Source organism: Leisingera thetidis, from assembly GCF_025857195.1.
In the GTDB taxonomy this organism is placed as follows: Bacteria; Pseudomonadota; Alphaproteobacteria; order Rhodobacterales; family Rhodobacteraceae; genus Leisingera; species Leisingera thetidis.
The window spans coordinates 760,307-775,631 of sequence record NZ_CP109787.1 but is presented as its reverse complement, the minus strand read 5'-3'; the positions used below and the strand labels follow the sequence as shown (position 1 = coordinate 775,631).

17 protein-coding genes are annotated in these 15,325 nt (G+C 64.6%); 8 read left to right on the top strand and 9 right to left on the bottom strand.

The window, feature by feature from the left end; all coding sequences use genetic code 11:
* Nucleotides 1-31 precede the first annotated feature (31 nt).
* Nucleotides 32-1,261 carry a polysaccharide biosynthesis/export family protein gene (locus OKQ63_RS03715; RefSeq protein ID WP_264212622.1) on the bottom strand — a complete coding sequence of 410 codons (1,230 nt, stop codon included), beginning with the start codon at nt 1,259-1,261 and terminating at the stop codon, nt 32-34.
* A 27-nt stretch (nt 1,262-1,288) separates the two neighbouring features.
* Nucleotides 1,289-2,419: a GNAT family N-acetyltransferase gene (locus OKQ63_RS03710; protein ID WP_264212621.1), complete on the bottom strand. Its 1,131-nt coding sequence runs from the start codon at nt 2,417-2,419 to the stop codon at nt 1,289-1,291.
* Nucleotides 2,420-2,793: 374 nt separating this feature from the next.
* Here OKQ63_RS03710 and OKQ63_RS03705 point away from each other — a divergent pair, with 374 nt between their 5' ends.
* A complete protein-coding gene (locus OKQ63_RS03705; RefSeq protein ID WP_264212620.1) occupies nt 2,794-3,042 on the top strand; it encodes an EF-hand domain-containing protein in 249 nt (82 codons plus the stop codon).
* Nucleotides 3,043-3,160: 118 nt separating this feature from the next.
* Here the strand turns inward: OKQ63_RS03705 and OKQ63_RS03700 are convergent, their stop codons facing one another.
* From OKQ63_RS03700 to OKQ63_RS03675, 6 genes are read right to left on the bottom strand one after another with little or no spacing between them, the layout of a single operon-like run.
* Nucleotides 3,161-3,385, bottom strand: coding sequence for an NnrT protein (locus tag OKQ63_RS03700; RefSeq protein WP_264212619.1), 225 nt, complete (start codon nt 3,383-3,385; stop codon nt 3,161-3,163).
* Entirely contained in the window at nt 3,382-3,555 is a 174-nt protein-coding gene (locus OKQ63_RS03695; protein WP_264212618.1) for a hypothetical protein, read from the bottom strand. Before OKQ63_RS03695 ends, OKQ63_RS03700 begins: the two co-directional genes overlap by 4 nt.
* A gap of 1 nt (nt 3,556) precedes the next feature.
* Nucleotides 3,557-5,434 (bottom strand): nitric oxide reductase activation protein NorD, encoded by a 1,878-nt coding sequence (locus OKQ63_RS03690; protein WP_264212617.1) that lies wholly within the window; start codon nt 5,432-5,434, stop codon nt 3,557-3,559.
* Nucleotides 5,435-5,438: 4 nt separating this feature from the next.
* Nucleotides 5,439-6,233, bottom strand: coding sequence for a CbbQ/NirQ/NorQ/GpvN family protein (locus OKQ63_RS03685; RefSeq protein ID WP_264212616.1), 795 nt, complete (start codon nt 6,231-6,233; stop codon nt 5,439-5,441).
* Between the two features lie 3 nt (nt 6,234-6,236).
* On the bottom strand, nt 6,237-7,580 hold the full coding sequence (locus tag OKQ63_RS03680; RefSeq protein ID WP_264212615.1) for a cbb3-type cytochrome c oxidase subunit I: 1,344 nt from the start codon (nt 7,578-7,580) through the stop codon (nt 6,237-6,239).
* Nucleotides 7,581-7,592: 12 nt separating this feature from the next.
* On the bottom strand, nt 7,593-8,045 hold the full coding sequence (locus tag OKQ63_RS03675) for a c-type cytochrome (RefSeq protein ID WP_264212614.1): 453 nt from the start codon (nt 8,043-8,045) through the stop codon (nt 7,593-7,595).
* Between the two features lie 124 nt (nt 8,046-8,169).
* On the opposite strand from OKQ63_RS03675, the gene OKQ63_RS03670 reads away from it, so the two are divergent.
* The 4 genes from OKQ63_RS03670 (at nt 8,170) to OKQ63_RS03655 (ending at nt 9,452) form a co-directional block, all read left to right on the top strand.
* On the top strand, nt 8,170-8,382 hold the full coding sequence (locus OKQ63_RS03670; protein WP_264212613.1) for a hypothetical protein: 213 nt from the start codon (nt 8,170-8,172) through the stop codon (nt 8,380-8,382).
* 181 nt (nt 8,383-8,563) lie between these two features.
* Complete coding sequence (locus OKQ63_RS03665; protein ID WP_264212612.1) at nt 8,564-8,770, top strand: cold-shock protein; 207 nt, start codon at nt 8,564-8,566, stop codon at nt 8,768-8,770.
* A gap of 97 nt (nt 8,771-8,867) precedes the next feature.
* Nucleotides 8,868-9,143 carry a DUF982 domain-containing protein gene (locus OKQ63_RS03660; RefSeq protein WP_264212611.1) on the top strand — a complete coding sequence of 92 codons (276 nt, stop codon included), beginning with the start codon at nt 8,868-8,870 and terminating at the stop codon, nt 9,141-9,143.
* Nucleotides 9,144-9,251: 108 nt separating this feature from the next.
* Nucleotides 9,252-9,452 carry a hypothetical protein gene (locus OKQ63_RS03655; protein ID WP_264212610.1) on the top strand — a complete coding sequence of 67 codons (201 nt, stop codon included), beginning with the start codon at nt 9,252-9,254 and terminating at the stop codon, nt 9,450-9,452.
* A gap of 155 nt (nt 9,453-9,607) precedes the next feature.
* Here the strand turns inward: OKQ63_RS03655 and OKQ63_RS03650 are convergent, their stop codons facing one another.
* Nucleotides 9,608-10,303, bottom strand: a complete 696-nt coding sequence (locus OKQ63_RS03650) for a Crp/Fnr family transcriptional regulator (protein WP_264212609.1) — start codon at nt 10,301-10,303, stop codon at nt 9,608-9,610.
* A 242-nt stretch (nt 10,304-10,545) separates the two neighbouring features.
* On the opposite strand from OKQ63_RS03650, the gene OKQ63_RS03645 reads away from it, so the two are divergent.
* From OKQ63_RS03645 to OKQ63_RS03635, 3 genes are all read left to right on the top strand, one after another.
* A complete protein-coding gene (locus tag OKQ63_RS03645; protein WP_264212608.1) occupies nt 10,546-11,784 on the top strand; it encodes an NnrS family protein in 1,239 nt (412 codons plus the stop codon).
* A gap of 77 nt (nt 11,785-11,861) precedes the next feature.
* A complete protein-coding gene (locus OKQ63_RS03640; protein ID WP_264212607.1) occupies nt 11,862-12,863 on the top strand; it encodes a cytochrome-c peroxidase in 1,002 nt (333 codons plus the stop codon).
* Nucleotides 12,864-12,888: 25 nt separating this feature from the next.
* Entirely contained in the window at nt 12,889-15,267 is a 2,379-nt protein-coding gene (locus OKQ63_RS03635) for a hybrid sensor histidine kinase/response regulator (protein WP_264212606.1), read from the top strand.
* The last annotated feature ends 58 nt before the right edge of the window (nt 15,268-15,325 follow it).

Below are 15,325 nucleotides of genomic sequence, written 5' to 3'. Positions count from 1 at the left end.
GACTCGCCGGCCGCTGTGCCCCGGGCGGGATCTAGCCCGGCTCCGCGACAGCAAACCCGCCGCGGCGGATCTCCAGCAGATCGCCGGGGAGGAGTTCGGAATTCAAGGCCGCCGGCAGGACCTGCTCGCCCTGCTCCGTGTTGCGGCGGATGCGGAACTCCGGCGGCAGCAATGGGCCGGTGGCGGGCACCTCGCCCAGCGCCGCGGACAGGGCCCGGATCAGCTCGCGGGAAGCCGTGATTTCAGCCTCCTCGGTGCGGATGCCGGACATTACCGTTGCCAGTTCCGAGGCAATTTCCTCCATCCGGACCCGGCGGGCATCCTCCACCGAAGCCAGCAGGTTGACTTCGGTCTGGCGGGCGCGGGCTTCGTAGCTGGCCGAGAGCATCAGTTCGATGTTTTCGTCATTGTATATGGTGCGCAGCTGGCGCACCCGTTCGGTGCTGGTCAGACCGCGGTCCAGCAGGCCTTCGAGATCCTGCAGCGCCTTGGCGCTGGTTTCGATCTGTTCGCGCAGGATCGCCTGCTGCTCGGACAGAGCACTGGCTTCCTGCGAGGCCAGTTCGGCCTGAACCTGCGCCGAGGCGGCGCGGACCTGATCGCGGTCGGCGCGGCTGCGCAGAATCGCCAATTGTTCGGAAATCAGAAGCTCTGCCTCCGGCCCGGCCAAGGCCGAGAATTCCGCATCCGGTGCCAGCGCCACCGCGCCCGAGCTTTCCGCCAAAAGCCGCAGCCGCTGCGCGTGCAGCTCCACCATGGCAGACTGGCGCACTGCTATCTTCGCCCGTTCATCGGCGATCCGGATATCCAGCTGGCTGGAGGCCGCTTCGCTTTCACGCGGGTACAACCCGCCGGAAACCGCCAGGATCCGCCCAACCGTGAGGCCCTCGCGAAAGGCAATTTCACCAGGTGTGACCACATCGCCAAGCGCATAGACCGGTCGCCAGCGGGTGACGCTGACCGCAACCGAAGCCGGCAGGCCGGTCCGCTCGCTCAGCAGTGCCTCGAGATCGGCTTCCAGCGCCGCCGGAGTCTGCCCGGCCGCCGTCACTTCGCCTACCACATGCATGGACAGCCTGCCGTCCGGGCGGACCCTGTAGTCCTGGGACAGGTCATCACGGTTCAGGACCGAGATATTCACCTCATCCCCCGGCCCCAGAAATGGAGACCCTGCCGCCGCCGTGAAGGCCGCCGCACAGGTCAGAACTGCAGCGCCGGCCAAACGGGCCTGCATCCGGCGGGTGATGATGCGGCGGGCCATAGGCGGTCCCTCCCTTTGCTGTTGCGGTCAGCCGACGAAAGCCGACCGTTTCCGGGTGCGCAGCTGCTTGAGCTTGCGCGCTTTCTTTCCCACCGGGCGCAGCAGGTCCTGAGCTGCCAGCCACAGATCGGCCTGCCGGTAGCGGCGGCAGATGCGCAGCCGGTGGAAGGTTTCGAAACTGTCGCCCAACCGGTCCAGAAACGGCGTGGAGCGCAGGGTGTTGGACCGGTCCATTCCGCGGGCGATGGCGGATTCGATGCCCCTCCAGGCCATGATCCGTCCCGGCGATATCTTGCCGTAGCTTTCGTCGAAATCGAGGACCAGCCCGTAGGCGGTGCTGCCCGCCTCGACACAGAGGCTGCTGGCAGCCGGACGGCCGTCAATGGTCAGGAGGTGCACCACCATTGTGCCGCTGGCCGACATCCGCCGCCAAAGCTCCTGAAAGAAGACGCGGGTGCGGGTGTCAGTGCCGATGTCGGTACCCAGGCGGGCCTTCCAGGAGCGGGCCGACAGCACCAGCGCACCTTCCAGAATGCGGTCCGCCTCTGCATCCGGGCGGTCTGCCGTCAGCAGCTCGTGGTCCCGCGTTTCAAGCGCCCGGTGCCCGGCGCGCAGAGAACGGCGGAATTTCTTGCTGCGCCGGGCCAGGCAGGCCTCCAGCCCGTCGTCGTGGCGGCAGACGGCAGCGCTGATCTCCTCCCGCTGACGGCTGCGGAAGCGGCCGCCGCCGGCTGCACCGCTGATCCGGCCGCAGGCCCTGCCCGTCCGCATCGGCGACAGATCGGCAACATCGCAGTCCCGGGCCGCCAGCATCTCTGCCATAAGGACGGCAGCATCCTCTTCATGCCCTGGTGCGGCCAGCGCGTCGTGGAAGCCGGCCCGGTCGCTGCACAGCATCGACAGCTTGCGCAGCCGGGGGCCGCCCGGCCATAGGGCCTCGCGTTTCAACCCCAGAGGGAGCGCCGCCGTCAGCTGGCCGTCGCGCCAGGCGCAGCCGATCCGCGGCACGGCATCCTGGCCGAAGGCTGCGGCCCAGGCCAGGATCCAGTCCATCGAGGAAAACGGCCCGCCCGCGCAGGCGCCATGCAGCTCCGTCCAAGCGGGCTGCAGCGCCTCCAGCGCGGCCAGATCCGTGATGATTTCAAACTTTGCAGCCACAACCCCCGCCGCCTAAATGAACACACCCCTATGCTACCTAGAAGGCATTCCGGCCTTGTCCACGCGGGCGGCCAAAAAACTCCGTGCGGGCTTGCACCCGGACCGGGAATTTCAAGGTGCCGCTGCCAGCGGTACGGAGTGCAGGCAGAAATCTGCAGGACCGGCAGCCACGCCTGAGCGGAGAAAGGATCAGCCGGCCTGCAGGGCGGCAAAGCGCCGAGGCGGGCCCGCCTTTCCGGCAGCCCGGCGCCGGAAAATGCCGTCCGGGCTCAGGAGGATAGCACCCGGCGCATGCACCGACTAGCTCTATGCCACGGCATGCGGAACACCGTGGCCGCAGGTAGAAAGCCAAACAAATGAATGGAGTGTCTCACATGAAAAAATTCACGCTGACCGCCGTCGCCTTTGCTGCTCTGGCCGCTTCGCCGCTGGCGGCGATGGAATCCATCACCGAAGCCGACGTGGACGGCAACGGCACCTATTCGCTGGAAGAACTGCAGGCGGCCTTCCCGGACCTGACCGCGGAAACCTTTGCCACCATCGACGCCAATGCCGATGGCGAGGCCGATCTGGCCGAGGTTCAGGCAGCGGAAGAAGCCGGGCTGCTGGCAGCAGCCGGCTGATCCCGCGGCAAGGCGGCTCCCCCGAACACCGGGCCGCCTTGCCACCTTGTGTCCCCCCGGATGTTAAATGGTGCCAAGGCCCTGCTTCTGCAGGGCCTTTTTCAAATCCCGGAACGGATCAGCCGCCATCGGCCTGCTGCATCAGCCGGGCGATGTGGCGGCCGAAGGCATAGGTGGCCGGCAGGCCCAGCAGCAGCCCCCAGGCCACGGCTTCATAAGGAGAAAGCACCCGCCAGCCCAGCCAGCTGGCGATCAGCGAGGCAAAGAACAGGTTGACCGCCGCTGCGCCCGCCCCGAACGGGTAGAGCGCCGCCAGCAGGCGCCAGGAGGGCTGCGGGGTCATCTGCGGCTCACCAGATACTGCACCAGGCACAGGCTGGCGATCAGCGCAATGGAGGCGGCCAGGAACCAGAACTCCGCAGTTTCGGTCTGCGGCTGCGGAACGGGGCGCTCGAATGCGGCGGCAAAGGCGCCGGAGGGGGCCAGAAGGGCCAGAGAGAGGATGCGTTTCATCTCAGTGCTCCATGGTCAGGGATTGATAGATTTCCGGCAAGGCGCGCGGCAGCCGGCAGGGGTCCGGCAGCAGGGTGAAACCGGCGCGGCCGAAGATGCGGGCAAACCAGTCCTGCCCGTCGGCGTCGATCACCACGCCATGCACAGACTGGCCCAGCGCGCGGGCCTCGCGCACCGCCATGCGGCTGTCTTCGATGCCGTGAACGCCTTCGTAGTGGTCCAGGTCATTGGGCTTGCCGTCGGTCAGCACCAAGAGCAGGCGGCGTTCCGCGCCTTCGTCGGCCAGCTGGGCGGAAGCATGGCGGATCGCAGCGCCAAGCCGGGTGTAGTGCCCGGGCTTGAAGCCGCCGATGCGGGCGGTGACCGCCTCTGACATCGGATCCTCGAAGCCCTTGGCGCGGGTCACAAACACCCGGTCGCGGCGCAGCGAGGAAAAACCCCAGATGCCCAGCCGGTCGCCTGCAGTGGCAATGCCGCCGGCCAGCGCCGCGAGGGATTCCCGGGCGGTCTCGATGACCGGGCGGTCGCCGACCGTGGCCTCGGTGGAGCGGGAGCAGTCCATCAGCACCGCCACGCTCAAATCGCGGGCCATCGGGCGGCTGGCCTGCCAGACCCGGTCGCTGCCCTGCTGGCCGCAGGCGAGGTCGACATGGGATTTCACCACCGCTTCCAGATCCAGCTCCTCGCCATCCAGCTGGCGCGGCAGCATGACCCGGCGCGGGTGCAGCGGCGCGAACTGGCGGCGCACGCGGGCCACCAGCCGCGGATCGGGCTGGAAGCTGTCGGCGGGCTTGCCTTCGGCCTCCAGCACGCAGGTATGGGCAGGCATGTGCTTGCCCAGCCGGTGGTTCCATTCGGGATAGGTGAACTGCCCCGCCAGCCGTTCGTGCTCCGCATCCTGCGGCGACAGGTCCAGCGAGATCCGCAGGCGCGAGGCCGCGCGTTTCATGTGCTGCGTGAGAGTAAGGTTGTCCTGATCCTCCGCCGCTTTCTGGGCGTTCTCGTTGTCATCGTCATCGACCATCCGGTTGATGTTCAGGCTTTCGGCCCAGGACAGGATGGATTCGAACCGGTGGACGATGAAGCTGTCCTTGCGGGTTGTCTGGTCCTGATCCTGCCGCTTGGCCGTCTTGCGGGTGGACACGGCGAGGCCCGGGGTTTTCATCTCTTCCGCCTCGGGGGCTGCCCCCCTGCCCGCCTGCGGCACCGGCAAACGCAGCCAGAAGGGCACCGGCTGATAGCTCCGGTAGCCGCGCGGCGCGGTGCAGGTGCAGGGTTCGGCGATACGGCAGTCAGAGCCGATCTGATCCAGCACCATCCGCTCGATCCGGGCTTCGGACCGCGGCAGGCCGTTGCGCTTGCGGGTCGCGGCGGTATGGGCACAGAACGCGCCGTAGCCGGACCGCAGTCCCGGACAGGCGGCAAACACCTTGTCCGCAGCCCGGGCATTGGCAGCGATCTCCAGCTGATCGGCCTGATAGCGGTCGTCGTTGCGCGCCGGCAGGTCAATCGTGGCGGCCATCGCGGCCAGCCACAGATAGGCCTTGCGGTTCAGCGCACGGCTGGGAAAGGCCGCCATTTCCGGCGGCAGGCGCAGGCGTTCCCCGTCGAAACTGGCGACATGAACCATTTCGCGCGGCGTGCCGATGCGGCGCAGCCGGTCCGGGCGGTGGTCCGACAGCACCGCAGGCGCCACCTGGATTTCCACGCCCCCGGCCCCGCCCAGCGCCCGGAACAGCGCCGCCACGCTGGCGCGCATGTCCTCGAACCGGACGGTGTGTTCGGTTCCGTCCTCAGCGGCACCGATCCGCGAGGCCATGCCGTGCCACAGGTTGCCAACCGTTTCTTCGGGTTCCAGAAGGTCGAGAGCGTGGATCATGGCATCACCCGTAGACGCTGGCGGCAAGGTCGCGCAGCGCTTGGCTCACGTCACTCTCGTCGCTGAGAGGTTCGATGATGGCGGCCTCCACCGCGCGCTCCACGCCCATGCCCTTGGCAATCAGCGTGGCGGCATAGATCAGCAGGCGAGTGGAGACGCCTTCCTCAAGATCCATGCCGGAGAGCTTGCGGATATGGCCCGCCAGCCGCACCAGCGCGGCGGATCGGTCCTCGTCCAGCCCGCTCTCGGCGGCAACCACCGCGGTCTCGGCAGAGGCCTCCGGGAAGTCGAAACCGATCGACAGGAAGCGCTGCCGGGTCGACGGCTTCAGCTTTTTCAGGATGTTCTGGTAGCCGGGGTTGTAGCTGGCTACCAGCATGAAGGGCTTGGGCGCGGCCAGCTCCTCGCCGGTGCGGTCGATCACCAGGCGGCGGCGGTCGTCGGTCAGCGGGTGCAGCACCACGGCCACGTCCTTCCTCGCTTCGACCACCTCATCCAGGTAGCAGATGCCGCCCTCGCGCACGGCGCGGGTCAGCGGGCCGTCGACCCAGACCGTTTCGCCGCCCTTCAAGAGATAGCGGCCGATCAGATCGGCGGCCGACAGGTCGTCATGGCAGGCCACGGTGTGGAGGGGCAGCCCGAGCCGGGCTGCCATATGTTCCACGAACCGCGTCTTGCCGCAGCCGGTGGGCCCCTTCAGAAGAAGGGGCAGACCGTTGGCTTGGGCCATCTCGAAGACGGTGCATTCATCGCCTGCGGGACGGTAGAAGGGAACGGAAGGCATATTCATCGCGTTCATGGCTTACTCTCCCGGTACGGCCACGGGGCCGGGTTTGATGACTTCGCGGCGGACCGCGACGGTTGCGTAGATGAACAAGAGCGCGCCCAGGACCACCACCGCGCCGGAGCCGAGGCGCATCAGGTAGAACAGTCCCAGCTGGTCCTGCACATCCATGTAGTAGTCGCCGACGATGCGCTGCATGTGGGTCTGGATGGTGCCGGCAAAGGTCAGCACGAAGGTCATGAAGGCCATGCCGCCGGTCATCAGCCAGAAGGACGCCATGTTCAGCACTTGGTTATAGGGATCGCGGTTCCGGAGCTGCGGCATGGCATAGGTGAACATCGCCAGGTTCATCGCCACATAGGCGCCGTAGAAGGCGAGGTGCCCGTGGGCGGCGGTGATCTGGGTGCCGTGGGTATAGTAGTTCACCCCGTGCAGCGTGTGCAGGAAGCCCCAGACGCCGGCCCCGAAGAAGGCCACGGTCGATGCCCCCAGCGACCACAGCAGGGCGGCCTTGTTCGGGTGGTTCTTGCGGCCTTTCCAGACCATGATGAAGGCAAAGCTCATCATCGCGAAGAAGGGGATCACTTCCAGCGTCGAGAAGATCGAGCCGACCCACTGCCAGTACCCCGGCGTGCCGATCCAGAGGAAGTGGTGGCCGGTTCCCAGGATACCGGAGAACAGAGCCAGGGCGACGATGACATAGAGCCATTTCTCCACCACCTCGCGGTCAACACCGGTCAGTTTCAGCATCAGGTAGCCAAGGATGGCGGCCATCACCAGTTCCCAGGTGGCTTCCACCCAGAGGTGGACGACAAACCACCAATACATTTTGTCCAAGCTGAGATTGTCCGGGTTGATGAAGGCGAATATCCACAGCAGGGACAGCAGCCACAGGCCCATCAGCAGGATGTTGGTGATCGCGGTCTTGCGCCCGGCCAGCACCGTCAGCGAGATGTTCACAAGGAAGATCACCGCCGCGACCAGAATGCCGAACTTGACCCACAGCGGCTGTTCCAGGAACTCCCGCCCGCCGTGGATGCCGACGAGGTAGGAGCCCACCGCGCCCAGCGTGCCGACGACCAGGATCGCCAGCTGTATATAGGCCAGCTTGACCGAAAACAGCTCACGCTCGGATTCCTCGGGGATCAGGTAATAGGCGGCGCCGAAGAAGCCCAGCAGCAGCCAGACGATCAGCGCGTTGGTGTGCAGCATCCGCACGATATTGAACGGCAAAAGCTCGCTCAGCGTGTTGGGCCAGACATAGATCCAGCCGGCCAGAAGCCCGCCAAAGACCTGGATGGCAAACAGGCCCATCGCCACCATGAAATAGGCATAAGCCACTTTTTGCGATTGGTATTTCATTGTTTTTCTCCCTCAGCCAGCGTCGTTCGGCGGCCAGTTCTGGGTATCGGTCTGATCCGCCCAGCGCAGGAATTCGGCAAGGCCGCGCATTTCTTCTTCGGTGATCTCGAAATGCGGCATCTGGCGGCGGCCTTCGACGCCGGAAGGCTGGGCTTCCATCCAGCCGTTCAGCATCTCATAAGCGCCCTCGGGGTCGTCCAGCACGCCCCAGCGGGTCATCACGTTGCCCACTTCGGGGGCAAAATAGGCGCCCTCGCCGTGCAGCGTGTGGCAGTTGATGCACGAGTGGCGCTCCCACACGTGCTTGCCCAGACGCACCTCGTCGGTCAGCTCCATGCCAGCGGTGGACGTGTTTACGATGAAGCGGTGGCTGTGCGCGGTCATGGCCACGAACACGACGACGAAGAACAAGGAGCCCCCGTAGAACACGTTCCTGGCCCGCGACTTGGTAAGTATCTCTGACATATCGCGGTCCTGAGTACAGTTGCGGATGGGTTCTGCCTAAACCCGCCCACCGCCGCGCATGTTGTCGAAGCGCAAAGACCGCGATCATTGCTGCACGCAAGATGCAGGAAAAGGAGGATGCCGCATGCGACGCCCGGATTTCGACGATCCCGACCTGCCCCTGTCAGAGCTGTTCCACCACTGGCCCGCCTGCGCCGCCGAGTTCATGCGCCGCCAGATGGTCTGCCCCGGCTGCCCGATTGCACCGTTCCACACGCTGATCGATGCCTGTGAGGAATACGGGCTAGAGGAGATGGATTTCCGGGAGCAGTTAAGAGAGGCGGCGGCGGCCGTATAAGAACTTAATTGCAAGATACCGCTGCAGGTCTCTTGCAATCACGGACCGCATGCCCCATCTCAGTGGAGCAAAGCTTCTTCCTACGACCTTCTGTTTCCTAACGGCCCCAGTTGTTCCTATGTCGACACTGGGCCGGGCTGTCGCATGTTGCGGATGGCAAATATTCAAAGGAGACGACACGATGGCCAATGGCACCGTGAAGTGGTTCAACTCTCAAAAAGGTTTTGGCTTTATCGCTCCCGAGCATGGATCACAGGACATTTTTGTCCACATTTCCGCTTTGGAACGCGCTGGCATCCAGCAGCTTGACGATGGCCAAGCTGTGACATTCGACATCGAGAGCGGCCGCGACGGGCGCGAGTCCGCAACCAACCTCGCACTTGCTTAAGCCTCCGCAGGCTTGAAACATCAGGCGGGAGCATTCTTGAAATGCTCTCGCTTCCTGCATCTGCCGCAATCGGCCTTCAGATGCGGTTCTTCCCATAATGACCGAAAGAACAATCTTGATAGAAATCTCTTGGGGCACCCCCATAACCATTTTCCTGCCCTCAGAGGGCCGGACACGAAAAATCACGACAATTGAACAAGCCCACTTCTGGCTGCAGAGAGCCTGGCCGGTTTCGGATCGCAGCAGAGACGTAGCGCTTGAGAAAATCGATGCGGTCATGGACTGTCTCGCCCCTGTCGGCGCCGCCCGCGCAGCTTTTCTCACGGCCGTCGGCACCGCAGGATTTCAAGCAGACCACCGCACGGCCGCGTAGACCGCCGCGCTTCAGCCATAGGCCCCTGCCGCACCAGGGAATATCTGAACTGAACTTTCGCCCGCCAGACGGGCACCGCCCCAATATCAGCCTCGCAGGAGTGAGAAGATGACCAAGCTTAATGTCGAGAAATTGGGTCTGGCCGGTCTGACTCGCAAAGAAACAGCGATGGAAAAGACCACGCGTGCAGCGCGGGAAATCCTGGACGACGAAAACGAGCTTCGGCGCAGCAAAATTGAACGTCTCAAACGGACCCGGCTTCAGTATGAGCACGGCAATCCGCGCGCCAAAGACCCTCAAAAAGAGTGAGCCAGGCCCGAAAGGGTCAATCGCGCTGAACGCCTGGCGCAGCTGCGGGGCGCAGGAACAGCCTGCACAATTAGGAACCCTGGCCCGCGCCGGTTCTCCGGTCTTCCCGGAACCCGCCAGCCAGCGGGTCGCACCATCCGGACTGTCAGCCGTCCCTACCCCTGCGCGCCGCTCAGCACCACCAGCCGGTGCGGGTCGGTGACCACGATATGCTTGCGGGTGGAATGCACGATGCCGTCTTTCTCCCAGGCTGACAGCAGACGGCTCACCGTGTGCAGTGTGGTGCCGGTCATCTCCGAGATATTGCGGCGGGTGACCGGGAAGGCGATCTCGATCCCCTCCTCCACCTTGCGGCCCGATTGGGTCACCATCCGCAAGAGCGCCGCCGCCACCCGCTGTTCCACGGCCTGGGTGGCCAGCTCGGTGATCCGCGTCTGCATCTCCCCCAGCCGCTGGCCCAGGGTACTGTAGCTTTCGGTGGCGAACCCTTCGTACCTGGCGGTGAACTCCGGCCACAGCCGCGCCGGCCAGGACAGCGCCAGGGATTCCGAGGCGGCAATGGCGGTCGCCGGGTAAGTGTCGCGGTTCAGCGCGGGCGCAATGCCGAACAGCTGGCCCGGCGAAATATGCAGCGCGATGATCTGCTCGCCGCCCTCGGTGGTTTTCACCACCCGGATATAGCCGTCCAGCAGCAGGTGGAACCGCTCGGCATCATGGCCTTCGTGAAAGATTTCGTTGCCCTCGTCATAGCGCTTGGGCAGCGCCTGATCGAGGATTTCGCGGATCTGGCCGCGCTCCAGGCGGCTGAAGGGCGGCAGCCCGGTCAGGAGGCTTTCGTCGAGCTTGGACAAGAATGCACCGCAAGTTTGCTGAAGGACAAAGAGATGACCCCGCCGTTATCGCATAGTGGCGGCAGAGGAAACAACCGTGCGGGAAAAACGGGAAAATCCGGACTTGGGAGCCCCTCCCTCACCCCCGCCCGCCGGTGCTGATCCGGACGGTTCGGCGAAAGATTGCGTCCCTTGCGCTGAACCGGCGGGCGGCACCTGACCAGTGCCGCCCGCATTTCATTGACTGGACACAGGAGGCCGACATGGCTGCGCGAACCGACTATTCTGGACCTGTTCTGTTCTCCTTCGGCTTCCGGCCGTTCTTTCTGGGGGCCTGCTTGTTTGCGCTTGCAGTGATCCCCGCCTGGCTGCTGATCTGGCAGGGCAAGCTGGAGTACCGCGGCCCGTTCGTGGCAACCGACTGGCATATCCACGAGATGCTCTTCGGCTATGGCGCCGCCGTTGTCGCCGGGTTCCTGTTCACCGCGGTGCCGAACTGGACCGGGCGGATGCCAGCGCGCGGCTGGCCTCTGGCGCTGCTGTCCGGGCTTTGGCTGCTGGGGCGGCTGGCTGCGGCGGGCTGGCTGGGGCTGCCGCCACTGGGAGTGATGGTGGTGGACTGCGCCTTTCTGGCCGCCGTCATCGCAATGATCGCGCGCGAAATCATCGCGGGCGAGAATTGGCGCAATCTCAAGGTCCTGGTTCCGGTCACCCTGCTGGGCGTGGCCAATGCCTGCTTCCACATTGAGGCGATGACCGAGGGGGCGGCGGATGTCTCGCGCCGCCTGGGCATTGCGGTGCTGATCTTCCTGATCATGCTGATCGGCGGCCGGATCATTCCCAGCTTCACCCGCAACTGGCTGGCCAAACAGGGGTCGGAAAAGCGGCCCGTGCCCTTTGGCAAGTTTGACGCCGTGACACTGGTGTCCGGCGCGGCGGCGCTGCTGGCCTGGACCGCGGCGCCCTGGTCTGCCGTCAGCGGCGCGCTGCTGCTGCTGGCCGGGCTGCTGCATGCCCTGCGGCTGGCGCGCTGGTGCGGGCTGGCCAGCCTTCGCGAACCGCTGCTGTTCATGCTGCATGCAGCGTATGCGATGATACCAGCCGGGCTCGCCGCCGCCGGGGCGGTCCCCTTTGGCCTGCTGGCCCCCGCCGCCGCAGGCCACATTCTGGGCATTGGCGCCATCGGCGGCATGACTTTGGCAGTGATGATGCGCGCCACCATGGGCCACAGCGGCCGTCCGCTGGTTGCAGGCCCATTGCTGGCCACGTCCTTTGCGCTGGTGCTGGGCGCTGCCGCGCTGCGCCTTGCGGGCAGCGCGGAACTGGCCGCGGAATGGGATGGGATCAGCGTTGCTGCGGGCCTTTGGACGGCAGGGTTTGCTCTCATGCTGGCCAAGACCGGTCCCTGGCTTGTCACGAGACGCCTTGGCCCCAAAAAAGCGGGTGGAAAACAGGAGCCTGGCCCCGAACATGCTCCTGCTGCATCGGTCAAACCCGTTTAGATCACGCATTCTTAACGGCCTTCTCAGAGACTGCCATTCCGGGTAACTAGAGCTTGGATTGCAAGAGGAGATCCTGAATGCGGTGGAAAGCTGCTGCAGCCGCTGTGGTGCCGCTGCTTTTCTGGACCGTTCAGAGCCTGGCGCAACCCGCCGGGCTCGACGCGTTTTTGCGCCCGGCAGCCGTCCCGTTCCCGGCCTCCGCCCCCTACAACCGCGAGATAGCGACCCTTGGCAAGATGCTGTTTTTCGACCCGCGCCTCTCCGGCGGGCAAAACATCAGCTGTTCGAGCTGCCACAACCCCTCCTTTGGCTGGGAATCGCCGGTGCCCCAGACCATCGGTGCCGCCAATACGCCGGTGCGCCGCCATGCGCCGACCATCCTGAATGCGGCCTGGATTACCCCGTTGTTCTGGGACGGGCGGGCCGGCAGCCTGGAGGAACAGGCCATCGGTCCGATTACCGCCCCGGATGAAATGAACGCAAGGTTCGACGATATCGCCATCCGCCTGTCTGCGGTGAAGGAGTACAAGATCTGGTTCGAGCGGCTGTTTCCCGGCCGCGGCATCCGCAAGGAGACCATCCTGACGGCGCTCGCCACTTATGAGCGGACCATCGTCAGCGGCGTTGCCAGATTTGACCGCTGGGTGAACGGAGACGGGACCGCAGTGCCGGAGGCGGCCAAACGCGGCTTTGCGCTGTTCACTGGGCGGGCGAACTGCGTGTCCTGCCATTCCGGCTGGATGTTCACCGACAACCAGCTGCATGATATCGGGCTGCTCACCAGCGATCCGGGCGCCGGCGGCCTGGCGGCGCAGGATCCGGCCATGTTATACCGCTTCAAAACCCCGGGGCTGCGCAATATCGCCATGCGGGCCCCGTATATGCATGACGGTTCGCTGCTGTCGCTGCCGGAGGTCATCCGCCACTATGCGCGCGGCGGATCGGCCAAAGGCGCACGGCAGGCGGATATCGAAGGTTTCACCGTTTCCGAACAGGAGATTTCGGACCTGATCGCCTTTCTCGAAACACTCACGGACAATGAAACCAATGTGCCAACCCCCATCCTGCCGGCCAACTGACGTGCGCGGCTGAAGGCATCCGGACATGAACATCAAACGGTCCATTGTCCTGCCGGTCCTGATCATTTCGGTTGCGGCACTGTTCGCTACTCTGCTGGTCGGCGGCATGGCCATATATGCCTCCAGCCGCAAGGACGCTGTTCTGGAAGCCTCGCTGGAAGTGACCCGGCGCGCCAGCAGCGTCAGCACCGGCATCACTGCGGCTGAGGCATATGCACAGGACGTGCTCGCCATGACCCGGCTGATCCCTCAGGATGAAGTGGCCAGCCGGTTTCAGGCGCATCTACGGGAAATCAACCGGGATCTCAGCGCCTTGCTGAAACTGCCGCTGCCCGGTCCGCTGCGGGCCGAAGCCGAAGCGCTGAACAATGCGCTGGCTGATTGGTGCAAAATGGCGGTTGTGCTGCTGGGAATTGAACCCGCCCGGGACATTCCCACGCTCAGCGCGCTGATCATGAGCAGCGAGGCCGTCACGAGCCAGGCCGGTACAGTAACGGATCTGGCAGCGGTTCATGCGGAACGGGCTGTGGCGGCGGCGAACCAGGTACTGTCGCGCATTTTCGTGCTGGGGCTGTCGGGCACCGCACTGCTCATGGCCGCGGCGTTGATCTTTGCCATGCGCAAGGCACACGGCATCTCGGCGGCTATGCAGTCTGCGGCCTCCAAGCTGCGGCAGCTGGCCAGCCGGGAACAATCTGCCCCTTCGCAGGAAGCAGATGAGATTGCAGCCGTATTCACGGCGCTCGATACGCTGGAAACCAGCCTGCAGGAGAAAAAGCAGATCGCCGAGCGGCTGTTGCAGGAAAAAGCCCGGGCCGAGGCCGCCACAGAGACGAAATCCCGCTTCCTGGCAACGATGAGCCATGAAATCCGTACTCCGATCAACGGGGTTCTGGGGATGGCGGAGGTGCTGAACGAGACCAATCTGACACCCGAGCAAAAATCCTGCACCGGCACCATACTGGCCTCCTCCGAGGCGCTGCTGCGCATCGTCAACGATATTCTCGACTTCTCCAAGCTGGAAGCCGGCAAGACGCAGATGCTGGAGCAGCCCTTCAACCTGCGCGACGTGATCTACGACGTTGCCACGCTGATGTCGCCAAGCGCCACCGCCAAGGGAGTCGAGATTTGCATCGACATCCCGGAAAGCACACCCGCCATCTACATCGGCGACAGCGGCAGAGTGCGGCAGATCCTGATGAACCTGGTGGGCAACGCCGTCAAGTTCACTCTCGAAGGCCACATCAGCATCACTCTCAACTACGATCCCTCCCACACCATTCCGATGTGCATTGATGTCCGCGATACCGGTGTCGGCATCCCCGAGGACAGCGTCGGCCAGATCTTTCACGCATTCGAGCAGGTGGAAAGCACCACCGCCCGGCGCTTTGAAGGCACCGGGCTGGGGCTGGCAATTTCCTCACGCCTGGCCCAGGCCATGGGCGGACGGATCGATGTGGTGTCGGAAATCGGCAAGGGATCCTGTTTCACGGTCTGTCTGACGCTGCCGGTTGCCGCGCCGGCGCCATTCCCCTCCCGGCCGCTTGCCGGCATGCGGGTGGCGGTCGCAGCGGACCTGGCGATTGCCCGCGACGTGCGGCTGCGCCAATTGGCTTACTGGGGGGCCGAAACAATTGCTCCGCACAGCATGTCGGATCTGCTGGAACGGGTCGAAGCAATGGCCGCAAGGCAGCAGCAGCCGGATTTGGTTCTTGTGGAAACCAATCTGCCGCTGGATCAGGCCAGAGACCTGTGCCACAGCCTCCATGGCCTGCCGGGCTGCCGGAAGTTGCCGGTTGTTTTTTGCGCCGGCAGCCAGGTGATTCCGGACTACCAGGCGCTCAAGGATTTCACGTCGCTGCGCGTGCTGATGAAACCAGCCCGCAACAAGCTGCTGCTGCGGACGCTGCAGGACGCGCTCAGCACTGCCCCGGAGCCTGCTGCCCCTGCGGCTCCCGGCGGCACGGACCGGTCTGCAGACAGGTTCAGCCATCTGCGCCTGCTGGTTGCAGAGGACAACCGCACCAACCAGATGGTTCTGAAGAAAATGCTTGAACCGTCCGGCATCCGAATGACCATTTGCAGCAACGGGCAAGAGGCAGTGGACAGCTTTACCGCGCAGCGTTTTGACCTGGTGCTGATGGACATGTCGATGCCGGTGATGGACGGGCTTGAAGCGACCCGGCGGTTACGGGCCTGGGAGCATGAAAACGGTCTCCGGCCCTGCCCGATTCTGGCCTTGACTGCCAATGTGCTCAGCACCGATGAGGCGGCTTGCAGAGCAGCGGGGATGGTGGGCTTCCTATCCAAGCCCGTGCGCAAGACCCAACTGCTTGAACAGATTGCCGAATGGGCGGATGGCAAGGACTTCAGCCCAGAGGGCTCGCAGGCCAGGCAGGCCTGACACACTGACCGAGCCTCACTAATTCGCACAATTCGACACAAAAACGTGATACACTGGC